The 24808-nt window shown below is 62.3% G+C and carries 24 protein-coding genes and 1 pseudogene; 15 read left to right on the top strand and 10 right to left on the bottom strand.

The window, feature by feature from the left end:
• Positions 1-9: 9 nt before the first annotated feature.
• Positions 10-1017, bottom strand: a complete 1008-nt coding sequence (gene speB, locus EOA19_RS28105; protein WP_127288726.1) for an agmatinase — start codon at positions 1015-1017, stop codon at positions 10-12.
• A 123-nt stretch (positions 1018-1140) separates the two neighbouring features.
• On the opposite strand from speB, the gene EOA19_RS28100 reads away from it, so the two are divergent.
• Positions 1141-2346 carry an acyltransferase gene (locus EOA19_RS28100; RefSeq protein WP_128305456.1) on the top strand — a complete coding sequence of 402 codons (1206 nt, stop codon included), beginning with the start codon at positions 1141-1143 and terminating at the stop codon, positions 2344-2346.
• 97 nt (positions 2347-2443) lie between these two features.
• Positions 2444-3502, top strand: coding sequence for a glycerophosphodiester phosphodiesterase family protein (locus EOA19_RS28095; protein ID WP_128305455.1), 1059 nt, complete (start codon positions 2444-2446; stop codon positions 3500-3502).
• Positions 3503-3572: 70 nt separating this feature from the next.
• Here EOA19_RS28095 and EOA19_RS28090 read toward each other — a convergent pair whose 3' ends face one another.
• On the bottom strand, positions 3573-4445 hold the full coding sequence (locus EOA19_RS28090) for an aldo/keto reductase family oxidoreductase (protein ID WP_128305454.1): 873 nt from the start codon (positions 4443-4445) through the stop codon (positions 3573-3575).
• Between the two features lie 91 nt (positions 4446-4536).
• Between EOA19_RS28090 and EOA19_RS28085 the strand changes: the two genes are divergently transcribed.
• Positions 4537-5436, top strand: a complete 900-nt coding sequence (locus tag EOA19_RS28085) for a LysR family transcriptional regulator (protein WP_128305453.1) — start codon at positions 4537-4539, stop codon at positions 5434-5436.
• 155 nt (positions 5437-5591) lie between these two features.
• Here the strand turns inward: EOA19_RS28085 and rpsI are convergent, their stop codons facing one another.
• The 3 genes from rpsI to EOA19_RS28070 form a co-directional block, all read right to left on the bottom strand.
• The gene (gene rpsI, locus EOA19_RS28080; protein ID WP_023810272.1) at positions 5592-6074 is read right to left on the bottom strand and encodes a 30S ribosomal protein S9; all 483 of its coding nucleotides are present in this window, start codon (positions 6072-6074) and stop codon (positions 5592-5594) included.
• 1 nt (position 6075) lies between these two features.
• Positions 6076-6540, bottom strand: coding sequence for a 50S ribosomal protein L13 (gene rplM, locus EOA19_RS28075; protein WP_013532205.1), 465 nt, complete (start codon positions 6538-6540; stop codon positions 6076-6078).
• Positions 6541-6756: 216 nt separating this feature from the next.
• Positions 6757-7221 carry a PaaI family thioesterase gene (locus EOA19_RS28070; protein WP_128305452.1) on the bottom strand — a complete coding sequence of 155 codons (465 nt, stop codon included), beginning with the start codon at positions 7219-7221 and terminating at the stop codon, positions 6757-6759.
• Positions 7222-7370: 149 nt separating this feature from the next.
• On the opposite strand from EOA19_RS28070, the gene EOA19_RS28065 reads away from it, so the two are divergent.
• From EOA19_RS28065 to EOA19_RS28040, 6 genes are all read left to right on the top strand, one after another.
• Positions 7371-8192 carry an enoyl-CoA hydratase gene (locus EOA19_RS28065; protein ID WP_128305451.1) on the top strand — a complete coding sequence of 274 codons (822 nt, stop codon included), beginning with the start codon at positions 7371-7373 and terminating at the stop codon, positions 8190-8192.
• 10 nt (positions 8193-8202) lie between these two features.
• Positions 8203-8625, top strand: a complete 423-nt coding sequence (locus EOA19_RS28060) for a VOC family protein (RefSeq protein WP_027162400.1) — start codon at positions 8203-8205, stop codon at positions 8623-8625.
• Entirely contained in the window at positions 8625-9401 is a 777-nt protein-coding gene (locus EOA19_RS28055; protein ID WP_128305450.1) for an AAA family ATPase, read from the top strand. The genes EOA19_RS28060 and EOA19_RS28055 overlap by 1 nt, the downstream gene beginning before the upstream one ends.
• On the top strand, positions 9398-9919 hold the full coding sequence (locus EOA19_RS28050; protein ID WP_023810278.1) for a CoA-binding protein: 522 nt from the start codon (positions 9398-9400) through the stop codon (positions 9917-9919). The genes EOA19_RS28055 and EOA19_RS28050 overlap by 4 nt, the downstream gene beginning before the upstream one ends.
• Positions 9920-10078: 159 nt before the next feature.
• A complete protein-coding gene (locus EOA19_RS28045; RefSeq protein WP_128305449.1) occupies positions 10079-11359 on the top strand; it encodes an O-acetylhomoserine aminocarboxypropyltransferase in 1281 nt (426 codons plus the stop codon).
• A gap of 6 nt (positions 11360-11365) precedes the next feature.
• Entirely contained in the window at positions 11366-11716 is a 351-nt protein-coding gene (locus EOA19_RS28040; protein WP_128305448.1) for a cupin domain-containing protein, read from the top strand.
• A gap of 70 nt (positions 11717-11786) precedes the next feature.
• Here the strand turns inward: EOA19_RS28040 and EOA19_RS28035 are convergent, their stop codons facing one another.
• Both EOA19_RS28035 and EOA19_RS28030 read right to left on the bottom strand, forming a co-directional pair.
• A complete protein-coding gene (locus EOA19_RS28035; RefSeq protein ID WP_128305471.1) occupies positions 11787-12503 on the bottom strand; it encodes a transporter substrate-binding domain-containing protein in 717 nt (238 codons plus the stop codon).
• 66 nt (positions 12504-12569) lie between these two features.
• Positions 12570-13820 carry a cytochrome P450 gene (locus EOA19_RS28030; protein WP_128305470.1) on the bottom strand — a complete coding sequence of 417 codons (1251 nt, stop codon included), beginning with the start codon at positions 13818-13820 and terminating at the stop codon, positions 12570-12572.
• A 103-nt stretch (positions 13821-13923) separates the two neighbouring features.
• On the opposite strand from EOA19_RS28030, the gene EOA19_RS28025 reads away from it, so the two are divergent.
• Positions 13924-15027: an FAD-dependent oxidoreductase gene (locus EOA19_RS28025; protein WP_128305447.1), complete on the top strand. Its 1104-nt coding sequence runs from the start codon at positions 13924-13926 to the stop codon at positions 15025-15027.
• Between the two features lie 19 nt (positions 15028-15046).
• On the opposite strand, the gene EOA19_RS28020 is transcribed toward EOA19_RS28025, so the two are convergent.
• Together EOA19_RS28020 and EOA19_RS28015 are read right to left on the bottom strand one after the other, a co-directional pair.
• Entirely contained in the window at positions 15047-16429 is a 1383-nt protein-coding gene (locus EOA19_RS28020; protein WP_128305446.1) for a pyridoxal-dependent decarboxylase, read from the bottom strand.
• Between the two features lie 49 nt (positions 16430-16478).
• A pseudogene (locus EOA19_RS28015) lies at positions 16479-17069 on the bottom strand (hypothetical protein).
• Between the two features lie 337 nt (positions 17070-17406).
• Here EOA19_RS28015 and EOA19_RS28010 point away from each other — a divergent pair.
• From EOA19_RS28010 to hupB, 4 genes are all read left to right on the top strand, one after another.
• A complete protein-coding gene (locus tag EOA19_RS28010; protein ID WP_023810285.1) occupies positions 17407-18036 on the top strand; it encodes an ATP-dependent Clp protease proteolytic subunit in 630 nt (209 codons plus the stop codon).
• Between the two features lie 297 nt (positions 18037-18333).
• Positions 18334-19608: an ATP-dependent Clp protease ATP-binding subunit ClpX gene (clpX, locus tag EOA19_RS28005; protein WP_013532190.1), complete on the top strand. Its 1275-nt coding sequence runs from the start codon at positions 18334-18336 to the stop codon at positions 19606-19608.
• A gap of 305 nt (positions 19609-19913) precedes the next feature.
• Entirely contained in the window at positions 19914-22325 is a 2412-nt protein-coding gene (gene lon / locus EOA19_RS28000; protein ID WP_023810286.1) for an endopeptidase La, read from the top strand.
• A 298-nt stretch (positions 22326-22623) separates the two neighbouring features.
• Positions 22624-22896, top strand: coding sequence for a DNA-binding protein HupB (gene hupB, locus EOA19_RS27995; protein ID WP_023810287.1), 273 nt, complete (start codon positions 22624-22626; stop codon positions 22894-22896).
• Positions 22897-23040: 144 nt separating this feature from the next.
• On the opposite strand, the gene EOA19_RS27990 is transcribed toward hupB, so the two are convergent.
• Positions 23041-24063: an aldo/keto reductase gene (locus EOA19_RS27990; protein WP_128305445.1), complete on the bottom strand. Its 1023-nt coding sequence runs from the start codon at positions 24061-24063 to the stop codon at positions 23041-23043.
• 177 nt (positions 24064-24240) lie between these two features.
• Here EOA19_RS27990 and EOA19_RS27985 point away from each other — a divergent pair, with 177 nt between their 5' ends.
• Positions 24241-24807, top strand: a complete 567-nt coding sequence (locus tag EOA19_RS27985) for an SIS domain-containing protein (protein ID WP_128305469.1) — start codon at positions 24241-24243, stop codon at positions 24805-24807.
• Position 24808: the final 1 nt, after the last annotated feature.

Below are 24808 nucleotides of genomic sequence, written 5' to 3'. Positions count from 1 at the left end.
ATTTCAAAACTATATGCCCTGACCTTGAATCACTGCGGCACCATTGTGGTTGCCGTTGTTCAACTCTTCAAGCCGGGCCTTTCGCTCAGCCAGCAGGCCGAGATATTGCATAGCCACCATCGAGCCGGCGATCGCCGTTATATCGGCGTGATCATAGGCCGGCGCAACCTCTACGACATCGGCGCCGACAATATCGACCTGGTTGAGTTGACGCAGCGTCGACAGGATCTTCGCCGAGGACGGCCCGCCGGCAACTGGCGTGCCTGTGCCAGGCGCATAGGCCGGATCGAGGCAGTCGATGTCGAAGGTGAGATAGGTCTTCTTGCCGCCGGTGCGGTCGACGATGGCGTAGGCGATATCGGACGCCCGCATCTCCTCGATTTCATGGCCATGGAGGATCTTGATGCCGAACGTGTCGGGCGCATGGGTGCGGATGCCGATCTGGATCGAACGGTCGGGATCGATGATGCCTTCCTTGACGGCACGGCCAACGAAGGATCCGTGGTCGATGCGCTTGCCGTCGTCCGGCCAGGTATCCTGATGGGCGTCGAACTGCACCAGTGCGAGCGGACCATGGATGGCGGCATGCGCCTTGAGCAGCGGCCAGGTGACGAAATGGTCGCCGCCGAGCGTCAGCAGGAAGGCGCCGGATTTGAGGATCTTGGCCGCTTCGCGCTCGATCGTGCCGGGGGTCTTCTGGTGATTGCCCGAATCGAGCAGGCAATCGCCATAGTCGACGACCGCCAGATGCTCGAACAGATCGCGTGAAAACGGATATTGCGGGTCGTTGTCGAGGATCGCCGAGGCGCGGCGGATGGCCTGCGGCCCGAAGCGGGCGCCCGGCCGGTTGGTGACGGCGGCATCGAAGGGAATACCCCACACCACAGCATCCGCGCCCTTCACGTCCTTGGTGTATTTGCGCCGCATGAACGACAGCGCGCCGGAATAGGTCGGCTCGAACGCGGCGCCCGTTTTGGAACGGGCGGTGAAGGCGTTGTCGATGTTGTTGTTCGCCATTACGGATCCTCGTTTTTCATCGGGTTGCAACAACTACAGAACCGGCACGGAAGATGCCAGTCACAGCTTGGCGAGACGGAATGGCGCTGCCCGAGTGCCACGGCAAGACAGGATTGTATCATCATGACGCAGACCGCGTTTCTCAACCCCACCCGTGCCGCGGCGTCGACCCACACCGGCACGGTCGCCGGTGAACGCTTCCTGGTGCTCGATTCGTGGCGTGGCATCTGCGCGCTTCTGGTGGCGCTGTTTCACTTTCCGACCGCTTCGACGATTTCGCAAAGCGCCTTCATCGGTTCGTCCTACCTTTTCGTCGACTTCTTCTTCGTCCTTTCCGGTTTTGTCATCGCCAGCAGCTACGGCGATCGGCTGAACCAGCCGGAACAGGTCGCGCGTTTCGCCCTGGTCCGTTTCGGCCGTATCTACCCACTGCACCTTCTCATGCTTGCCGCCTTCGCTGGCTTCGAGCTGCTGCGGCTGATGCTGCCGCAATTGCACGGCACCGGGGCTGCGCCCTTCACCGGAGGCTTCGACCTTGGGAGTCTGCTTGCCAATCTTCTGCTGCTGCAAGGTGTCGGCTTCGAGGATCAATTGACCTGGAATGCGCCAAGCTGGAGCATTTCCGCCGAGTTCTTCGCCTATCTCCTGTTTGCCGGCGTAGTCTTGGTCGCCGGCGCGCGCGCCTGGATATGGTTCGTTGCCGCCGCCGTCACCGCGCCGTTGTTCCTGCTCGGCTTCTCGACCCATCATATGGATGTGTCCTTCGATTTCGGCTTTATCCGCTGCCTGTACGGCTTCTCGCTCGGCGCCTTGCTGGCCTGGTTTCAGCATGATTCCATTGCAGGGGCACGACAGGCCCTGGCCAGGGGCGGCCCGCGGATGGACTGGACCCTTGCCGAAATCGTCATGGTGACCGTCATCGTGCTTTTCGTCTCGCTGGCGGGCGGCAATGATTTCGGCATCGCGGCACCCCTGGTGTTCGCGCTGGCGCTGTTCCTGTTCGCCCATGAGGGCGGCTGGATCAGCGCCTTGCTGAGAACTCCGTTCATGTTGACGCTCGGCGCGCTGTCCTACTCCATCTACATGGTGCACATCTTCGTCCAGGCGCGCATGATCAACGTCGCCGGGCTCGTCGAGCGCAAGCTCGGCCTCGGCCTGATCGGCGATTTCATGCTGCGCGGCCAGCATGCCACCGGCTTCGGCGCCGGCTGGGGATCGGTGGCGATCGTCGTCATGCTCGCCGCCACCATCGCCGCCTCCTGGATCACTTGGCGCCTCATTGAGATGCCGGCCATGGCGTGGTTCCGCAGGCTCTCAAAACGCATCTGACGCGCACTCCCCGCGAACAACCGCTAGCCGGCTTCGTTCACCTGGATGTCACGAGGGTCGCCTATCCCGATTTCGATCCGGCAAGGAGCGATTCTCGATGCGGACCATCTGGCTGAGCCTTCTGTTTTCCTCGGCACTTGCGGCCTTTTCTGGCCAGTCATTGGCCGGCGAGACCCGCGCCAGGCAGATTCTTGACCGCTTCGAGCACGCCAACCAGTGGCGCGACCACGTCATGGTGGTCGCGCATCGCGCCGGCAGCATGCAGGCGGGCAAGACGCTCTACGCGGAAAATTCGATTGCCGCCGTGGAGGGGGCGATCGCGATGGGCGCAGAAATCGTCGAGGTCGATATCAGGCGCTCGAAGGACGGTGAGTTCGTCGTCATGCATGACAGCTGGCTCGACCGCACCACGACCTGCAAGGGCGAGGTGGTCAAATACACACTGGCCGAACTGAAGACCTGCAGGCTGGTGATCGAGGGCACCGGCGCCGTCACCAATGAGACGGTTTCGACGCTGCGCGAGATGCTCATGGCAACCAGGGACAGGATCCTCATCAACCTCGACAACAAGCTCGACGTCGGCGACCTCTCGGGCATGATCGCGGTCGCTCGCGATCTCGGCATGGCCGAACAGGTCATCGTCAAGGAGAATTTGTGGAACCAGGACAGGATCACCATGGTCAAGGCCGCAATGGCCGCCATCGGCGACGGCTTCGAGTTCATGCCGATCATCGCCGATGATGCGGTGCGTGATGCCGGCTTCGCCCGGACGGTCGACCATGCCTTTTCGCCGCGCGCGATCGAGCTGATCAACTGGCGGGCAGGCGCCGAGACGCTGACCGAGACCGGCGGACCGTTGTTCAGCACACGCATGCGCGCGGCCGCGGTGAGGGGAAACTGGCATATCTGGGCCGACACCTACGCCATCGCTGGCAAGCCGGGCGGCTTCCTTGCCGGCGGCCGCGGCGACGAACTGGCCGTGCAGGCCAGCCTGCCGCGCGAAAGCTGGGGTTTCTGGGCCGATCGCGGCGCCACCATCATCCAGACCGACGAGCCGAAGGCGGCCATTGGCTGGCTGGCAGCGAACGGTTTTCGCGTGCCTTATGCGAACGAGGCGCGGCCCGTTGAGCCGGCGAATACGGCGAGTATCAACTAAGCGGCGGCTGCAGCAGCCAATCTCCCCCCTCGTGGGGGAGATGCCCCACGAGGGGGGAGATTGGCTAGCCTCAGGCCGCCTTAGCCATCCCATCCAACTCCCCCAGCACATCGTCCGAAAGCTTGAGTTCGGCAGCAGCGAGGTTTTCCCGCAAATGTCCGACCGACGATGTGCCGGGAATCAGCAGGATGTTGGGCGAGCGGCGCAGCAGCCAGGCGAGCGCAACCTGCATTGGCGTGGCGCCGAGGCGCGCCGCGATTTCCGACAGGGTGGAGGATTGCAGCGGGTTGAAGCCGCCGAGCGGGAAGAACGGCACATAGGCGATGCCGTCGCGGGCAAGGTCGTCGATCAGGGCGTCGTCGCCGCGATGCGCAAGATTGTACTGGTTCTGCACGCAGACGATCTCGGCGATCCCGCGTCCTTGCGCGATCTGGGCCGGCGTCACGTTGCTCAATCCTATGTGCCTGACCAGGCCCTGTTGTTGAAGCTCGGCCAGCACGGTGAGCGGCGCTTCGATCGATCCCTCGGCTGGACCATGGGTATCGAACATGATGCGTAGGTTGACGACGTCGAGCACATCGAGCCCGAGATTGCTGAGATTGTCATGCATCGCCTGGGTCAGCGCTTCGGCAGAAAAGGCCGGCAACCACGATCCATCCGCGCCGCGCCGGGCGCCGATCTTGGTGACGATGACGAGATCGTCAGGGTAAGGCGCCAGCGCTTCGCGGATCAAAAGGTTGGTGACGTGCGGGCCATAGAAGTCGCTGGTATCGATATGGTCGATGCCTTGCGCAATCGCCTCGCGCAGCACGGCCAATGCCGTGTCATGGTCCCTAGGCGGTCCGAAAACGCCGGGACCGGCGAGCTGCATGGCGCCGTAGCCGAGCCGCTTCACGGTATGACTGCCGAGCTTGAAGGTGCCGGATTGTTGGATGTTGGACATGATTGATCTCCTTTGAGGAGGCAGAGATAGGCGCTGCCCAACCTCGTGATAATCCGGTACAATCCACACAGGCCGTGCGGAATGGCGAACAATGATGGACCTCAGCGATCTGAACGCCTTCGTGGCGGTGGCGCGCGCCGGCGGTTTTCGCGATGGCGCGCGTGCGAGCGGCGGCAGCGCCTCCGGGTTGAGTGAGGCGGTGCGTCGGCTGGAAGTGCAGCTCGGTGTCAGGCTGTTCAACCGCACGACGCGCAGCGTTGTTCCCACCGAGGCGGGCCTCAGCCTGCTGGAGCGGCTCGGCCCGGCGCTGTCGGAGGTGGAGGCGGCGCTGGACGTGGTGAACGGCTTTCGCGACAGGCCGGCGGGCTCGCTGCGTCTCAATGTGCCGGTCAGCGCCGCGCGGTTGATCTTGCCCGATATCGTGCCGGGTTTCCTCGCCGCCTATCCCGGCATCCGCCTGGAAGTGATCGCCGATGAGAACTTTGTCGATGTGCTGGCGGCCGGGTGTGACGCCGGCATCCGCTATGACGAGCGGCTGGAGCAGGACATGATCGCGGTGCCGATCGGACCGCGCGTGCAGCGCTTCGCCACCGCCGCCAGCCCTGCCTATCTTGCTCGCCATGGGCGACCGCAACACCCGAGCGACCTGCTTGGCCACTCTTGCGTGCGCGGGCGCTTTGCCAGCGGTGCGATGCTGCCCTGGGAGTTCGAGCGCGACGGTGAGGTGGTGCGGGTCGATCCGACAGGGCCGCTGATCGTGCGCATCGGCGGCGCGACCGATCTTGCCGTCGATACGGCCATCGCGGGCACAGGCATCGTCGGCCTCTTCGAGGGCTGGCTTCGCCCTTACTTCGAAAGCGGCGCGCTTGAGCCCATTCTCGAACCGTGGTGGCCGAGTTTTCCCGGACCGTTCCTCTATTATCCCGGCCGGCGCCTGGTTCCGGCCCCGCTGCGGGCGTTCATCGACTATATCAAGGGCGGCAAGGCCTGACCTGTTTTGTGACGGCGCCATCACCCCACCGGCACTACGCGCCGACCTCCCCATCGAGGGAGGTCGCGCCGCAGGCGCGGATGGGGTGACTGCCGAGCCGCAAACAAAAAGGCCGCCCGGAGGCGGCCTTTCGATGGTCTGAAGCTACGGAGCGTTTAGCGCTTCGAGAACTGGAACGAACGACGGGCTTTCGCCTTGCCGTACTTCTTGCGCTCGACGACGCGGCTGTCGCGGGTCAGGAAGCCGCCCTTCTTGAGCACGGCGCGCAGCGTCGGCTCGTAGTAGGTCAGCGCCTTGGAGATACCGTGACGCACGGCGCCAGCCTGGCCGGAGAGACCGCCGCCGACAACTGTCGCGACGATGTCGTACTGCCCGGCGCGGTTGGAGGCGATGATCGGCTGGTTGAGGATCATCTGCAGGACCGGACGCGCGAAATAGGTCGCGAATTCCTTGTCGTTGACGATGATCTTGCCGGAACCCGGCTTCACCCAGACGCGCGCAATGGCGTTCTTGCGCTTGCCGGTGGCATAGGCGCGGCCCGACTTGTCGAGCTTCTGGACGTGGACGGGGGCCGCCGGCTGGGTATTGGTGTTGCCGGTGGCGGCGCCCAGTTCTGCGAGCGAGGAAAGCTCAGCCATCTTATGCGACCTTCTTGTTCTTGGCGTTCAGCTTGGCCACGTCGAGCACGACGGGCTGCTGGGCGACATGCGGATGCTCGGCACCTGCATAGACGCGCAGGTTCTTCATCTGGCGACGGCCGAGCGGGCCACGCGGGACCATGCGCTCAACGGCCTTCTCGACGACACGCTCGGGGAAACGACCCTCGAGCAGCTGGCGCGCGGTGCGCTCCTTGATGCCGCCTGGGTGGCCGGTGTGCCAGTAATAGACCTTGTCGGTGAACTTCTTGCCGGTGAACACCACCTTGTCGGCATTGATGACGATGACGTTGTCGCCGTCGTCGACATGCGGGGTGAAGGTCGGCTTGTGCTTGCCGCGAAGATGATTGGCGATGACAGTGGCCAGACGACCGACGACGAGACCTTCGGCGTCGATCAGGATCCACTTCTTCACCACATCCGCAGGCTTCTGCGAAAAGGTTGTCATGTTTTCTGCTCTCGGTTCTGACCTTCATAAGAGAAGGCGTTTCTTGTTGCTTGGATTGTCGGAAGAACGCTGCCCGCCGCCAATAACAAAACGGCGGCCTTTGCGGGCCGCTGCTTCGTGAGGGGCTTATAGGCGAGGGTGTTTCTGGCGTCAAGGTGCACGAAACGGTCGATAGCAGGTAAAGTAGTGCAAAAACAAGAGTTTAGGTAAAAGGTATTATTTTACCACATCGCCATTTCGCTTTGGCGGGATGGAATAGGTGCCGGTGGCGTGCGCCACCGTGTGTCCGTCCGGGCCGGCAACGATGTCGATATCGAACACCATCAGGCTTTTTCCCAGCTTCAGGATGCGGCAATGGCCATCGATCGGTCCGGCCCCGGCCTTGCGCACGAAATTGATGTCGAGGTTGACGGTAACGGAAAGCGCATCCGGCCCGGCATGGCTGAGCACGCAGACGTAGCCGCCAATGTCGGCCAGCGTGAACAGCGAAGGGCCGGATACGGTGCCGCCCGGACGCAAGTGCCGCTCGCCGGCGTTGAGCCGCACGGTGCAGCCGCCGGGGAACACGTCGATCGCCTCGAAATATTTGAACTGCTCATTGAGCTGCGGATAGACGGTCTCCATCAGCGCATTGACTTGTTGCGCGGTCAGCACCGGCTTCAAATTGGTTTGGGCGGGCATGTCGGTCTCTCGTTTTTGGCCTACCTGTATGGGCGCGGCGCGGCATTTCTGACAATCTTCGTCCCCTGGTGCAAGCGATCGGTGTTGGACGAAACCTGATCCGGTATTAGATACTCTGGCAGCCCCAGCGGAATCGCGGAGACCTTACCATGGCCGAAATCCTTGCCATCAAGCCTGCCGCCGTTGAGGGTCCGGTTGTTGCACGACTGGACAAGGGCGTGCTGCGCCTCACACTCGCCAATCCGCCCGCCAACGCCCTGTCGCTGGCGGTGATGGCGGCGCTGACGGCCGAACTCGAGCGCGCCAAGGCCGATAAGGCGGTTCGCGTGATCGTTTTGTCGGCAGCCGGCAAGGTGTTCTGCGCCGGCCATGATCTCAAGGAAATGACGGCGCGCCGCACTGACGCCGATCATGGCAAGGCCTTCTTCGCAGAGACGTTTGCCGCCTGTGCGACGCTGATGCAGGCGATCGTGCGGCATCCCTTGCCTGTCATCGCGGAAGTCGACGGCCTCGCCACCGCCGCCGGGCTGCAACTGGTCGCCAGCTGCGACCTGGCGATCGCTTCGCATGAGGCGACCTTCTGCACGCCGGGCGTCAACATCGGCCTGTTCTGCTCGACGCCGATGGTGGCGCTGTCGCGCAACGTCTCGCGCAAGCAGGCGATGGAGATGCTGTTGACCGGAGAGACGATCGATGCGGCGACCGCCAAGGAGTTCGGCCTGGTCAACCGCGTCGTGCCGCGCGAATATTTGAATCAGATCGTCACCAAATACGCGCAAACCATTGCTTCCAAATCATCTTTGGTGGTCAAGACCGGCAAGGAGGCGTTTTACGCGCAGGCCGAAATGGGGCTGGCGGACGCCTACGCCTATACCGGTCGGATCATGGTCGAAAACATGCTCGCGCGCGACGCCGAGGAAGGCATCGGCGCCTTCATCGGCAAGCGCAAGCCGGAATGGACGGACGAATAGGAGCAGCACCATGGAACCGCGTATCTCCATCATCACCATCGCCACGGACGATCTCGACCGTGCGGTGCGCTTCTACGAGGCGATGGGCTTGAAGCGGCATGCCGGTATCACCGACGGTGTCGCCTTCTTCCAGATGGGTGGCGTCATTCTTGGCCTGTTCCCACGTGCCAGCGCAGAAGAGGATTCCGGCATTGCCTTCGCCGCGGCGCCATCGGCGGTCTACCTCGCCTACAACACCCGCTCCGACGCCGAAGTCGACGACGTGCTCGCCAGGGCGGAAAAAGCCGGCGGCCGCATCGTCAAGCCGGCCGGCCGGGCCTTTTGGGGCGGCTGGTACGGCTACTTCGCCGACGCCGACGGGCATGTCTGGGAAGTGGCGCACAATCCGGCCTTTCCGATCGCGGAAGACGGCACGATTTCGCTCCCCGGCTGATGGCTCATCGCAAGCAACTGACGCGGCTAAAGGCTCCCTATCTGAAGCGCATCCTGCTTGACGCTGAGCGCGTGGCGGACTGGGAGAAATATCCCTGGAACCTGCCGCTGTTTCGCGGCCATGAGTTCGAGCTCGAATTCACCACGCCGATCACCATCATTGTCGGCGAGAACGGCACCGGCAAATCGACGCTGCTCGAGGCGATCGGCGCACTGGCCGGCTATGACGAAGCCGGAGGCGGCAAGGGCTACAGGCCTGTCGACCATGCCGGCGCCATCGACAAGAGTGGCGCAGCACTTGCAGACACTTTCCGCGGTCACTGGCTGCCGAAAGTCACTGCCGGCTGGTTCTTTCGTGCCGAATCTTTCTACTCCGTGGCCCGCTATCTCGATCAGGCGGCGCTGGAGTCTGGCGGGACGCCGCCGGACTTCCTGTCCTGGTCGCATGGCGAAGGTTTTATCCGCTTTTTCGAGGAGCGCTGCCGCAGGCAAGGCATCTACATCCTCGACGAGCCCGAGAGCGCGCTTTCGCCGTCGCGACAGATCGAGCTGCTCAAGATGCTGCGGCGCATGGACCAGTCGGGCACCGCGCAGGTGATCATGGCGACGCATTCGCCATTGTTGATGGCTTGTCCAGGCGCGCGGCTGTTCCGCATCAGCCGGTTCGGGCTGGAGCCCGCCGACTTTCGCGACACGGACCACTTCCGCATGCTGCGCGATTTTAGCAATGACCCGGATGGCTTTCTCGACGAGGCGTTGTATGAGGACGAGGCATGATCCACGATAGCTACGACAACACCTACATCGCCGGCATCCTCAATTCGGTGAAGACCGTCGCCATGGTCGGCGCGTCCGCCAATGATGTGCGGCCAAGCTATTTCGTGCTGAAATATCTGCTGGCCAAGGGCTTTTCGGTGTTCCCGATCAATCCCGGCCAGGCCGGCAAGGAGATACTCGGTCGGATGACCTATGCCAGGCTCGCCGATATTCCGGAGCCGGTCGACATGGTCGACATTTTTCGCGCGCCGGCGGCGGTGCCCGGCATCGTCGACGAGGTGTTGCGGCTCGATCCCTTGCCGAAAGTCATCTGGATGCAGCTTGGCGTTCGCCATGACGAGGCAGCCGCGCGCGCCGAGGCCGCGGGCATCAAGGTGGTGATGAACCGCTGCCCCAAAATCGAATATGGCAAACTGTCCGGCGAGATCGGCTGGACCGGCGTCAACTCCGGCGTGCTGTCGTCGAAGAAGCCGCTGATGCGGTCGGGATTCCAGAGTTTCGGCGTTCGCCAGAAATAGGCGAGGGGCGAAAGCGCAAGATTATTCCGGCAAACGCCGTATTTTCCTGCCGCTTGATAGAAGGTCCTGCACGGAAGGGCATTTTCTTCTTTGCATTCGCGGCCGGGCTTCGCCAAGAATGCCCGGCGATTTCAAGAGTTTCAAAAAGGGAGGTTTTCAGTGACCCGCACGCCAGGTTTTAACACGCTCGCCGTCCACGCCGGCGCCAAGCCCGACCCGGCGACCGGCGCTCGTGCCACGCCGATCTACCAGACGACCTCCTTCGTCTTCGACGATGCCGACCATGCCGCCTCACTGTTCGGCCTGAAGGCTTTCGGCAACATCTACACCCGCATCATGAATCCGACGCAGGCGGTGTTGGAAGAGCGCATGGCGGCACTCGAAGGCGGCACGGCGGCTCTTGCGGTCGCCTCCGGCCACGCCGCGCAGGTGATAGTGTTCCACAATCTGATGCAGCCGGGCGACAATTTCGTTGCCGCCAACAAGCTTTATGGCGGTTCGATCAACCAATTCGGCCATGCCTTCAAGAATTATGGTTGGGAGGTGCGCTGGGCCGACACCAACGACATCTCGACCTTCGAAAGCCAGATCGATGACAGGACCAAGGCGATCTTCATCGAGAGCCTTGCCAATCCGGGCGGCACCTTCGTCGACATCGAGAAGATCGGCGACATCGCGCGCAAGCATGGTCTGCCGCTCATCGTCGACAACACGCTGGCCTCGCCCTACCTGATCCGGCCGATCGAGCATGGCGCCGACATCGTCGTCCATTCGCTGACCAAGTTCATCGGCGGCCACGGCAATTCGATCGGCGGCGCCATCGTCGATGGCGGCACCTTCGATTGGTCGAAGTCGGGCAAATATCCGATGCTGTCGGAACCGCGCCCCGAATATGGCGGCCTCGTCCTGCACGAAACCTTCGGCAATTTCGCTTTCGCCATTGCCGCGCGTGTGCTCGGCCTGCGCGATCTCGGCCCGGCGATCTCGCCGTTCAACGCCTTCCTCATCCTGACCGGCCTGGAAACCCTGCCGCTGCGCATGCAGCGCCACTGCGACAACGCCGTGACGGTTGCTGCCTGGCTGTCCAACCACCCCAAGGTTGCCTCGGTGAACTATCCCGGCCTGCCCAGCGACAAGAACAACGCGCTGCAGAAGAAATACTCACCACTTGGCGCCGGCGCCGTGTTCACCTTCGCTCTCAAGGGCGGCTATGACGCCGGCGTCAAATTCGTCGAGGCGCTCGAACTGTTCTCGCACGTGGCCAATGTCGGCGACACCAAGTCGCTGGTCATCCACCCGGCCTCGACCACGCACCGCCAGCTTTCCGACGAGCAGAAGGTCAAGGCCGGCGCAGGACCGGACACGGTGCGGCTTTCGATCGGCATCGAGGACGTTAACGACATCGTCGCCGACCTCGAACAGGCGCTTGCCAAGGTCTGACCGATCATGAGCGAGTCAAAAATTCTTGCCATCGGCGTCGACACTGTCGACGCCGAACAGGGCGCGCCGGCACCGGACCGGCTGATCTCGGGCGATCCCAAATTCCGCACCTGGAATGTCGAGGAGCGCGACGGCGGCCTCTACGCCGGCATCTGGGAATCGACCCCGGGCAAATGGCGCATCGTCTATGACGAGTGGGAGTTCTGCCACATCCTGTCTGGCGTTTCGGTGATCGCGGAAGACGGCGGGCAGGCACGCACCGTCAAGGCCGGCGACAGCTTCGTGCTGAGGCCCGGCTTCAAAGGCAGCTGGGAAGTGCTTGAGACGACTCGCAAGGAGTATGTGATCAAGCTGTAGACCATGATCCCGAAAAGTGGAGGCCGGTTTTCGGGTAAAGATCATGGTCGAACAACAAAAGATGCGCGGATCAAACGATGCGATCGATATCGCTGTCCGAGAATCCGTATCGCGCCATCATCTGTCGGTGCCAGTCGCTGCCCACCAATTCATCGAGGCAAGCATCGACGCGCCGGAGCAGGGCTGAATTGCCTTTGGCGATCGCGAAGGCACCGGCCGACGGCTGCTTTTCAACCGGGGGAACCTCGACAAGTCCAAGCCGCATTTCGGGCCGCCGGGTCAGATAGCCTCGATGCGCCATGGCGACGCTGGCATAGGCGTGCACGACGCCGTTGGCCACTGCGTCCGCCGCATCCGCCTGCGTTGCAAACATCCTGATCTGCCCAGGCGCTATTCCGTTGTGCAATGCCGTAAGATGCTGAACCTGATCGGTTATGACCCCAATCAACGCGGTCCGGTCCTCGGCAATGGATTGGTAGCCGCGAAAGCCGCACGGATTGTCCGCCGCGACCAGCAACCCATCCTGCAACGCCCATATCGGCCGAGTGAAGTCGACAAGCTGCCTGCGCTCTTCGGAGACGAACAGGCCGGTCGTCATGGTCCAACGGCCCTCGACCAGCCCAGGCAGCAGCTCAGCGAATTCGGTTTCGATCGGCTTAAAGCTCGCCAATCCGAGCATGTCACCGAGCCTGCGCGCAAGCTCGACGTCACAGCCTGAGACCTCGCCCGATGCGCCGGTGAAGCAAAATGGCGGTTCTTCCAGGAAGGCGAATTTCAACTCGGTCATGTCAGGCAAAGCGTCGCCGTCCTATTTTGCCGGAAACTGGCTGAGGCAGCCCCAGGTTCGCGATCGTCAAAAGCCGACGGCGAGCGTTTCCAGCCCATGGAAGTGGTAAGTGTCGCGGAACCGCGCCTCTTCAGCAAGATGCAGCTTCGGATGCCGTTCGAACAAGGTTTTCAGCGACACCTGCAATTCGAGCCGGGCGAGCGGCGCGCCGATGCAGAAATGAATGCCGGCGCCGAAGGAGACGTTCTTCTGGTCGGCACGGTCGGGCCGGAAAGCGAGGGGATCGGCGAAGGCGCGCGGGTCATGATTGGCCATGCCAAGCAGCAGCCCGATCGTCTGCCCCGGCTGCACGACGATGCCGGGCGAGACTTCGATCTCCTGATAGGCGTAGCGCGTGAACATGTGCAGCGGCGCGTCGAACCGCAGGCATTCCTCGACCGTTGCCGCGGTCGTCTCGGGCGAGCCGAAGAAGCGGCTGACATCGCCCCCTTGCGCAAGGATCGAGCGGACGGCATTGCCGGTCTGGTGCACGGTCGCTTCATGGCCGGCATTGAGCAGCAGGATCGCCGAGGACACCATCTCGTCCTCCGACAGCTTTTGGCCATCCTCCTGCGCCGAGATCAGCAGCGACAAAAGGTCGTCGCCGGGATTCCTGCGTCGTTCGGTGACGTAGCCACGGAGGAAATCCGCAAATTCGCGCGCGGCGCGGTTGGCCGTCTCTTCGATTTCGCGGGTGCGGCCATGCATATACATGGCAACCATCTGGTGCGACCAGTCGAGCAGTTGCGGCCCCATTTCGACCGGCACGCCGAGCATTTCGGCAATGATGGTGATCGGCAAGGGCGCCGCGAAAGCAGGCAACAGGTCGACCGTCTTGCCTGGTTCGAAACGGTCGATCAGGTCGTTGGCCAAGGCCTCGACACGCGGCCGCAGCCTTTCGACCTGGCGCGAGACGAAGGCGCGGTTGACCAGTGTTCTCAGACGCGTGTGCACCGGCGGCTCCAGTTCCAGCATCGAATTGGCTTCGAGCCCGTCGAAGGCCCTGAGATGGCTGCGGTCCTGTCCAATGCCGCGGCTGTCTGGAATGCCGGCCGGGTTCTGGCGGCCGAAGCGGCGGTCGCGCAGCAGCCGGTTGACGTCGTCGAAGCCGCCAAAGCACCAGAAGCCGAATTCTTCCCAGAAGAATGCATTCGATACGCCATGCAGGAAAGCATAGGCATCATAAGGGTTTTGAAAAAAGGCCGGCTCGTGCGGGTCGAGCCGCAGGCGTCGAGTGGCTGGATCAAAGACCAGGGCGGGTGGCGTCAATTTGCTCATGCCAGACCAATAGCGCGGCTTGCCAGCCTGGTTCCAGACCGTATGTTGGCGCCCGCAATCGAATACGTTGAGCCAGCCGACCGGCTGCGGAAAGTCTGATTTGATGAATGTGATCGTTGTCGGCGCGGGCATTGCCGGTCTCTCCACGGCGTGGTCGCTGGTCAAGGCCGGCCACAGCGTTTCGATCGTCGAGCAAGGGCCGATCCCAAACCCGATGGCCGCGTCGGGCGACCATCATCGCATCATCCGCCGCGCTTACCGCGCGGGGACCGGCTATGGCCGGCTGATCACCGAAGCCTACCAGGCCTGGGACGAGATGTGGGCCGATCTCGGCGAAAGCCATCTTGATGCGCGCGGATTTGTCTGCGTTTCGCGCGAACCGGGCGACGAGGCCGAGGAATATCGCGAGGGCCTGGAAGAAGGCAATTTTCCGTTCGAATTGCTGGAGCCCGATGCAGCAGTGAAACGCTGGCCGTTTCTCGAAGCCGGCTCGTTTCGCTACGCCTATTTCTCGACCGAAGGCGGCGCCCTGCATTGCCGCAAGATAGCCTCCGGCATGGCAAACTGGCTGCGCGCCAACGGCGCCAATGTCTACGAAAACAGCAAGGTCATCGAAGTCGACGCCGAAGCCGGCCACATCGTGCTCGAAAGCGGCGAGACGATGCAGGCCGACCGTATCGTTGTCGCCGCCGGCGCCTGGGTGCTGAAACTGTTTCCGGAACTGGACGGCGAGCTGAAGACCTATCGAACCGCACTCGCCTATGTCGAACCGCCGGCCGACCTCAAGGCCGCCTGGCGGGTGGCACCGGTTGTCCTCGATGTCGGCGGCGCGATCGACGGCTATGTGATCCCGCCCTCCGGCGGCGCCGGCATGAAATTCGGGTCCGGGCTGCACAGGGTGCCGACCAGCGACGCCGATTGGAACCGTCAGCCGGTGGCGGGCGAGGGCGAGGCGATCCGCAACCTGTTTTCGCCGCCGATCGCGCGCATCGAGGAATACAGGGTGACCGAGGTGGTCACCTGCGCCTACACCTTCACCGAAGATGAGAAGTTCTTCGCTCACGAGCGAGGAAAATGCCTGATCGTCTCGGCCTGCTCCGGCCATGGCTACAAATTCGGCGCTGCGGTCGGCCGGCGCGTTGCGGCCGCGGTGGGCGACGGCGACATCGCCGGCCTGAAGACATGGCTGCGGGCGGAAGTGGCCTGAACGCCGCCAGGTTGAAGACTCACTCAGCGATGATTTCGTCTGCGGCGGCAATGACTTCGGACACAATCGCCTGCACGTCATCTGGGGTCGTTCGGTGATTGACGAAACACGCGCGCAGCGCGAAATGGCCGTTGATCGTCGCATTCGACAGATACACCCGGCCGCGCGCGATCACGCGGCGCAGGATCGCTTCATTGTTCTTTGAGCGGTGGCGGAAACAGACTGCGCTTAGCGATACGGGTGCAAGCTGTTCCAACTCCGGCTGCGACGCGATTGCCTGCGCCAACATCTGGGCATGGTTGAGATCGCGGGCGATGGCTTCGCGATAGGCACGGCGTCCGTGATACTGCAGCGACATCCAGAGCTTCAGCGCACGGAAGCGTCGAGAGAGTTCGATCGACTCCTCAAAGAACGCAAATGCTTCCGTAGGGTCATCGCTCAGTATCCTGACGTAGTCGTCGCTGTGCGAAAAAGTCTTTCGCGCAATGTCCGGGTGACGATAGAGCAGGCAGCCGCAATCGAGTGGCTGATAGAGCCATTTGTGCGCATCCAGTGACAGCGAATCCGCCGAAGACAACCCTTGGAACTTTTCCGGCGCCGCAAGAGCCGCCAGCCCTCCGTAGGCACCGTCGACGTGCATCCACAGCGCCTCCCTCCGGGCGATGTCTGCAATCTCGGGAAGGGGATCGATCGCACCGGAGATGATGGTGCCGACCGTGGCCACGATGGCGATGGGCATGTTTCCGGCCTCGCGGTCGACGGCGATAGCCGCCTGGAGGGCATCCGTCCGCATCCTGAATTTGTCGTCGACAGGGATCAAACGGAGATTTTTTCTACCGATCCCCAACAGCGCGACGGCCTTTGGAATGGACATGTGCACTTGCTCGGAAGCATAGATCACGCAGGGCCGTACGCCTGTTTCGTTGGCTGGCAGCTTCGCTTCCCGCGCCATCCCCAGGGCCATGAGGTTCGCCGTCGAGCCGCCGCCGCACAGGCTGCCTGTAAATCCGGGGCAACCGACAGCCTCCGCCAACCACCCGACCACGGCGCGTTCGATCGATGTCGCAGCCGGAGCCGACCGCCACGACGTCACATTCTGATTGAGCACCGCAGCCAGCAGCTCCCCCAGCGCGCCGACCGGTTCGCCGGAGCCGACGACATAACCGAAGAATCTGCCGGTTGAAGGCCGCACATGCTCCGCGATCGACTTGAAATCCTGCAAGACTTCCCGTCCGCGGCCGCTCTCCTGCCAAGGCCGCGAGAACAGTTCGGTCGTCTGTTTGCCGCTGGTCGTGGGATACGTCCGACGTTCCTCGAGGGAGGCCCAGTAACCTTTGGCAAGCGCCAAGGCTTCTTCGGCAAGGTCTGACAATTCCTGATTGGAAATTTCCAGGTCGCGCATGCCCTCAGCCCTACGGAGATCCGCTGCGACGCAGGTTACGCTATGCTCGCTAATCCTGGCAATGCCTGGGAATATGCACCCGCCGCCAGCCCGATGAACCTTCGCGAACCAGCACGCGGCGCGCGACGGTCTGGTAGGAGGCGGGAACATCGATGACGCGCCTTTGCCCCGGCCGCACCAGCACCTCCTGGGCGATTCTGTCGTATTGTGCGGGAATGACGACGCGCCGCGTGCGTTCGGGCTGGACCACCACGGTTTTGGCAACACGTTCGTAGCGCGCCTTGTGCCATACCCTGCACAGCACCTTGCGACCATGGATGACGCGCCATTCCCAGGAGTAGCCGCCGCCATCGACCCGGACCGTGCGGTAGACGGTGCGGGTGACGGCCGGCACGATCTGGTAGGTCACTTGCGCCGGAACGGTCATCACGACGCGCTCGCGGGTACCGTAGATGGCGGGCGTATAGTCGACCTGCTGGCCGGGCGGGCTGATCAGCACGTCTTCCTAGACCGTGTCGTAGACGGCCGGACTGCGGACAGGTTCATAGCATTCGACGGCCCGGCCGCCGGCCGCTGTCTGCGAAATCGTGTCGAGCATGGTCAGCCCGGCAATGGTGAAGCATGCGGTCTTCCCGGACATGACACTCCCCTGTTGAACTCCACGCATAAGTTCAACGTTGAATTGTAGAGGAAGCCGTTTCGGAGAAAAGCGGTTTCGGCGCATTTCGTTAAGTGACGCGGTTAAGAAACTGCTACCTTGCGCGGCCGCCCATGCGGCTCCGGACCCGCGGAAGCATCCGCCGCCGCGAATCCTTGGTCAGAAAGCTTGATTCGACTTACCCAGATGGCTAGGAGGGGTCGGCCTTGCACAAGGATGAGCCGGCATCCTATTTACGGAATAACGATCCAGAACCGATTCTGCCCGATCCGCCAGCATTCCCGGCGCCGGAATCCCACCGCGAGATAAGAGACAACTGATGAAGAACCCCGTCGAAACCTACATGAACCTCGTTCCGATGGTGGTCGAACAGACCAATCGCGGCGAGCGGGCCTACGACATTTTCTCGCGTCTCCTCAAGGAGCGCATCATTTTCATCACCGGTCCGGTCGAGGACGGCATGGCGACGCTGGTCTGCGCGCAGCTTTTGTTCCTCGAAGCCGAGAATCCGAAGAAGGAAATCAACCTCTACATCAATTCGCCGGGCGGCGTCGTCACCTCCGGCATGGCGATCTACGACACCATGCAGTTCATCAAGCCGGCCGTGTCGACGCTCTGCATCGGCCAGGCGGCTTCGATGGGTTCGCTGCTCCTGACCGCCGGCCACAAGGATATGCGCTTTGCCACGCCGAACGCCCGCATCATGGTTCACCAGCCTTCCGGCGGCTTCCAGGGCCAGGCGTCCGACATCGAGCGCCATGCCCTGGATATCATCAAGCTGAAGCGTCGCCTCAACGAGGTCTACGTCAAGCACACCGGCAAGAGCTACGAAGAGATCGAGAAGACGCTCGACCGCGACCATTTCATGACCGCTGACGAAGCCAGGGATTTCGGCCTCATCGACAAGGTCATTTCGTCGCGCGAGCCGCCTGAAGGCGCTGTGGCATAAGGGCTTATTGGCAGTTGGATGGCGGCATCACGCGCTTTTGGTGTGTCTTGCGGCATTTCGGCCACAATTGGCTGTTCCCTCGGGGGACAGGATTGCCTACGTTAAGGCTATGTTGAGTTTCGGCGGCTTAGCTTTATGCGGGGTTGTCGCGAATCATTGCCACGTTTTCTGATTTGTGTTTCGTACGGAATGCGTTGCGGGAGCCGGGACACACTGGCGGCGGCGGATTCCCGCGATAGATAGAGTATGCGCCCTTTCAGCCAGACCATCGGCGGGCGGCCATGAAAGGACATGAAAATGAGCAAGGTCGGCAACAACAGCGGCGATTCCAAGAACACGCTTTACTGCTCGTTTTGCGGCAAAAGCCAGCACGAAGTGCGCAAGCTGATCGCCGGTCCGACGGTCTTCATCTGCGACGAGTGCGTCGAACTCTGCATGGACATCATCCGTGAAGAGAACAAGACCTCGATGGTGAAGTCGCGCGAAGGCGTGCCGACACCGCAGGAGATCCTCAAGGTTCTCGACGACTATGTCATCGGTCAGCCCTACGCCAAGCGCGTGCTGTCGGTGGCGGTCCACAACCACTACAAGCGCCTCGCGCATGCCGGCAAGAACAACGATGTCGAACTGGCGAAGTCCAACATCCTTTTGATCGGCCCGACCGGTTGCGGCAAGACGCTGCTCGCGCAGACGCTGGCCCGCATCATCGACGTGCCCTTCACCATGGCTGATGCGACGACGCTGACCGAAGCCGGCTATGTCGGCGAGGACGTCGAGAACATCATCCTGAAGCTGTTGCAATCGGCCGACTACAATGTCGAGCGCGCCCAGCGCGGCATCGTCTACATCGACGAGATCGACAAGATTTCGCGCAAGTCGGACAATCCCTCGATCACCCGCGACGTGTCGGGCGAGGGCGTGCAGCAGGCGCTCTTGAAGATCATGGAAGGCACCGTCGCCTCCGTGCCGCCGCAGGGCGGCAGGAAGCACCCGCAGCAGGAGTTTCTGCAGGTCGATACGGCCAACATCCTGTTCATCTGCGGCGGCGCCTTCGCCGGGCTGGACAAGATCATCTCGGATCGCGGCCGCAAGACCTCGATCGGCTTCGGCGCGGTCGTCGCTTCGCCGGAGGATCGCCGCACTGGCGATGTCTTCCGCCTGGTCGAGCCCGAGGATCTGTTGAAGTTCGGTCTTATCCCCGAATTTGTCGGCCGTCTGCCGGTTCTGGCGACGCTGGAAGACCTCGACGAACCGGCGCTGATCCAGATCCTGACCGAGCCGAAGAACGCGCTGGTCAAGCAGTATCAGCGGCTGTTCGAGATGGAGAATGTCGACCTGACCTTCCACGAGAACGCTCTTTCGGCGATCGCCAAGCGCGCCATCGAGCGCAAGACCGGCGCGCGCGGCCTCCGTTCGATCATGGAGGCGATCCTGCTCGACACGATGTTCGAGCTTCCCGCGCTCGAAGGCGTGCGCGAAGTGGTGATTTCGGAGGAGGTGGTGACCGGCAGTGCCCGGCCGCTCTACATCTACTCCGAGCAGAAGGAAAAGAAGGGCAATGTCAGCGCCTGACATGAGCCCGCAGCGAAATTCTGGAACGGCGCCGCAAGGCGCCGTTTTGCTGTCGCGCAGGGGTTTTGCGCGGCGTACGGCTTGGCGTCGCAAATGTGTCACTCGCGGACGGGTTGGAAGTGCGGATTTGGACGCGCCCCTTGATCTTTGGGGGTCGTGCATCCAACTAACTGGAGAAGGCCGAGGTGCCCGATTTCTGTGCTGTAAAACTCCCGTCATAAACGGTGGTAGGCGGAACGATCCCCGGTCGTTAATATAAGATTCGCGGTTGGCTGATTGGCGGCCGCGACATGAAAGGTTGGACAATGGCCAAAGTATCCAAGGCACCCAGCGACGGCGTCTTCGCAGTTCTCCCACTGCGCGACATCGTGGTGTTCCCGCACATGATCGTGCCGCTCTTCGTCGGGCGTGAGAAGTCGATCAAGGCGCTGGAAGAGGTGATGGGTCAGGAAAAGCAGATCCTGCTTGCCACCCAGATGAATGCCGCCGACGACGATCCCGAGCCCGATGCCATCTTCGACATCGGCACGCTCGCCAATGTGCTGCAATTGCTCAAGCTACCCGACGGCACCGTCAAGGTTCTGGTCGAAGGCGCTTCGCGTGCGAAAATCGTCTCGTTCACCGACCGTCCCGACTTCCACGAGGCCCGCGCCGCGGCGCTGGTCGAGCCGGAAGAGGAAGAGGTCGAGGTTGAGGCGCTGGCGCGTTCGGTCGTCACCGACTTCGAGAACTACGTCAAGCTGAACAAGAAGATCTCGCCCGAAGTGGTGGGTGCTGCCAGCCAGATCGACGACTATTCCAAGCTCGCCGACACGGTTGCCTCGCATCTCGCCATCAAGATCCCTGAGAAGCAGGAAATGCTGGCCACGCTCTCGGTCAAGGAGCGGCTGGAAAAGGCTATGGGCTTCATGGAAGCCGAAATCTCCGTCCTGCAGGTGGAGAAGCGCATCCGCTCGCGCGTCAAGCGCCAGATGGAGAAGACGCAGCGCGAATACTACCTCAACGAGCAGATGAAGGCGATCCAGAAGGAACTCGGCGAAGGTGAGGACGGCCGCGACGAGGCCGCCGAGATCGAGGCGCGCATCAAGAAGACCAAGCTCTCCAAGGAGGCCCGCGAAAAGGCGGAAGCCGAGTTGAAGAAGCTCCGGACGATGTCGCCGATGTCGGCTGAATCGACCGTCGTGCGCAACTATCTCGACTGGATCCTGTCGATTCCGTGGGGCAAGAACTCCAAGGTCAAGCAGGACTTGGCTTTTGCGCAGAACGTGCTCGACACCGATCATTTCGGCCTCGACAAGGTCAAGGAGCGCATTGTCGAGTATCTCGCCGTGCAAAGCCGCCAGAAGAAGCTGAAGGGGCCGATCCTGTGCCTCGTCGGCCCTCCCGGCGTCGGCAAGACCTCGCTCGGCAAGTCGATCGCCAAGGCGACCGGTCGCGAATTCATCCGCATGGCGCTTGGCGGCGTGCGTGACGAGGCCGAGATCCGTGGTCACCGGCGCACCTATATCGGCTCGATGCCCGGCAAGGTCATCCAGTCGATGAAGAAGGCCAAGAAGTCCAACCCGCTCTTCCTGCTCGACGAGATCGACAAGATGGGCCAGGACTTCCGTGGCGATCCGTCATCGGCGTTGCTCGAGGTCCTCGATCCGGAACAGAACTCGACGTTCATGGACCATTACCTCGAGGTCGAATACGATCTGTCGAGCGTCATGTTCGTGACGACGGCGAACACGCTGAACATCCCGGCGCCCTTGATGGACCGCATGGAGATCATCCGTATTGCCGGCTACACCGAGGACGAGAAGATCGAGATCGCCAAGCGGCACCTGATGCCGAAGGTGATCCGCGATCATGCGCTGCAGCCGAAGGAGTTTTCCGTCGGTGAGGACGCGATCCGCGCCATCGTCCAGACCTACACCCGTGAAGCGGGCGTCAGGAGCCTGGAGCGCGAGCTGATGAAGCTCGGGCGCAAGGCGGTGACCGAAATCCTGAAGACGAAGAAGAAGACGGTGAGCATCACGGCGGAGAACCTCTCCGATTACCTTGGTGTGCAGCGCTACCGCTTCGGCCAGGTCGAGGCTGACGATCAGGTCGGTGTCGTCACAGGTCTTGCCTGGACGGAAGTCGGCGGCGAACTGCTGACGGTCGAAGGCGTCATGATGCCCGGCAAAGGCCGCATGACGGTGACCGGCAACCTGCGCGACGTGATGAAGGAATCGATTTCGGCGGCGGCCTCCTATGTCCGCTCGCGCGCCGTCGATTTCGGCATCGAGCCGCCGCTGTTCGACAAGCGCGACATCCACGTGCACTTGCCGGAAGGCGCCACGCCGAAGGACGGCCCGTCGGCAGGTGCTGCCATGGCGACAGCCATTGTGTCGGTACTGACGGGTATTCCGGTCCGGGCGGATGTGGCGATGACCGGCGAGATAACGCTTCGCGGCCGCATCTTGCCGATCGGCGGGCTCAAGGAGAAGCTGCTCGCCGCACTGCGCGGCGGCATCAAGAAGGTGCTGATCCCGGAAGACAATGCCAAGGATCTGGCGGAGATTCCGGACAATGTGAAGAACGGCATGGAGATCATTCCGGTCTCACGTGTCGGCGAGGTGTTGCGGCACGCGCTGGTGCGTATGCCGGAGCCGATCGAATGGGTCGAACCGGTCAATCCGCCGGCCGCGACAGACAGTGCCGACGACGCTGGAAAATCCCTGGCGCATTAGAGCTCCGGGCGTCCATCTGGACGCACAAAGGACGCTCTAACGCTCAGACTTGTGCATGGCCCCTGCCGAAAACCGGCTACGGTTTTCAGGGCCATGCATTGGTTTTCGTCAAGGTTGCAGCGCACAAACGGAGAGCCGGGCCTAGCGCCCGGCTTTTTCATGTGAAAAACCCAGCATTTCCGGGCTTTTTCCGTTTTTTTCCTGCCTTTTCGGCTTGGTTGCGGCAACGCTTCTTTCTACAGTCCGTTTCCTGCCGGATGAGTCGATAGTTCCGGTGTTCTCATGGAAGGGAATTTTTATGAACAAGAACGAACTGGTGTCCGCTGTCGCCGACGCCGCGAGCATTTCGAAGGGTGACGCGCAGTCGGCGGTCGATGCGGTATTTTCCACCATCACCGGCGAACTGAAGAAGGGCGGCGATGTCCGGCTTGTCGGCTTTGGCAATTTCACCGTGTCAAAGCGTGCCGCCTCGACCGGCCGCAATCCTCAGACCGGCGCCGAAGTGAAGATCCCGGCGCGTACCGTGCCGAAGTTCTCGGCCGGCAAAGGCCTCAAGGACGCAGTCAACTAAGCGCCTTTTTCTTTTCAGAGACCAGAAAAGCCGGGCTTGCCCGGCTTTTCATTTTCGTGGCCTACGCACGTACACACGACCAGAAAAGCCGGGCTTGCCCGGCTTTTCATTTTTGTGCCAGACGCTGACGCGACGGCGGCCGGCTTATGCGGTCGGCGCTTCAGGGCGCATAAGGCCTTCCTTCTTGAGATCGGCCCAAAGGGCTGCGGGCAGTTTCGCATCGAGCAGCGAGCGATTGCTCTCGACTTCGCTCGGCCGCTGGCCACCGGGGACCACTGAGACGACCGAAGGGTGCAGTAGCGGGAATTGCAGGGCGGCCTCGATCAGCCGCACGCCATGGCGCTTGCAGACGCTCTCGATGCCGGCGACGCGGTCGAGGATGTCCTTCGGCGCTTCGGAGTAGTTGTAGTAGGCGCCGGGCTTCGGTCCGGTCGCCAGGATGCCGGAGTTGTAGGGGCCGCCGAGAACGATGCCGATGCCGCGTGCCTGGCAGAGCGGCAGGAAGGACGTCAGCGCCTCCTGTTCCAAGAGCGTATAGCGACCGGCCAGCAGGAACAGGTCGAAGTCGCCGCGCTCGGCCAGCGTCTGCGCGACCTGCCACTCATTGATGCCGCCACCGAACGCCTTGATCACGCCCTGGTCGCGCAGCGACAGCAAGCCGTAATAGCCCGAGCGCATGAACTCTTCGAGGCGCCGGTCGGAGGCTTCCTTGCTGCCATGGGTGAAGATGTCGACATCGTGCACGAAGAGGATGTCGATCCGGTCGACGCCGAGGCGCTCAAGCGAGGCTTCGAATGAGCGCATGACACCGTCATAGCTGTAGTCGTACACCTCGCGGCGCGACGGCGTGTCGAAGAATTTGCCGATGCCGGTGCGCTCTTCGGGCGGGCAGGCACGCATGATGCGGCCGACCTTGCTCGACAGCACATAGTCCTCGCGCTTCTTGCCGCGCAGGAACGGGTTGAGCCGCGTTTCCGAGAGGCCGAGCCCATAGAGCGGCGCGGTGTCGTAGTAGCGGCAGCCGGTCGCCCAGGCGGCCTCCAGCGTGGCGTTGGCGTCCTCGTCGGAGACGGCACGGTAGAGGTTGCCGAGCGGCGCCGTGCCGAAGCCGAGCTCGGTGAAACTGATGCCGCCATTGCCGATGCGGTCGAAATGCCGTGTCTTCATATGCTGCCGTTTGCCTCGTTTGATTTGTCTGACATGACACTATCATGCCTGTGGTCCGGCAAAAGCATCGCTGCGCGTTGGACACGCATTTTCGCGGTTGCTAGCATGAACGAAATCAAGCTGTTCGTAGCAGCAAGAGCGGCAAATCCCAGGGTAATTTTCAATGGCAGGTTTGCGGTGAGCAACAAGAGCAAAAGCCTGTTCGAGACCGCGCTTGAGGAGCTCGGCGGCGTGCTGGCACGCATCGACGAAAGCCGGATCGACGCCGCCTGCAAAATGCTGGCCGGCGCGCGACAGATCGTCGTCTATGGCTGCGGCCGCGAGGCCTTGCAGGTCAAGGGTTTTGCCATGCGGCTCTACCATTTGGGCCTGCCGGTTTCCGTGGTCGGCGACATGAACACACCGCCGCTGGGGCAGGGCGATGTCTTCCTGGTCAGTTCCGGGCCGGGAGAGACCTCGACCGTGCTGACCTTGATGCAGGTCGCGCGCCAAGCAGGTGCAACCAATCTCCTGTTGACCGCCCAGGCCGAAGCCAGCGCGGCAAGGCTTGCCGACTTCACCCTGCTCATTCCCGCGCAGACCATGGCCAACGATCAGGGGGCGCAAAAAACATCGGTCCTGCCGATGGGCTCGGTGTTCGAAGGCGCACTGTTCCTGCTGTTCGAGGTGATGGTGCTGAAGCTCAGGGAATTGATTGGCGCGTCGCCTGAAGCAATGCGCGCCCGCCACACCAACATGGAATAGA

It is taken from the genome of Mesorhizobium sp. M7A.F.Ca.US.010.02.1.1 (genome assembly GCF_004023085.1).
Taxonomy (GTDB): Bacteria; Pseudomonadota; Alphaproteobacteria; order Rhizobiales; family Rhizobiaceae; genus Mesorhizobium.
Note: the sequence above shows the minus strand (reverse complement) of the source record. Positions and strands in the feature narration are given on the sequence as shown.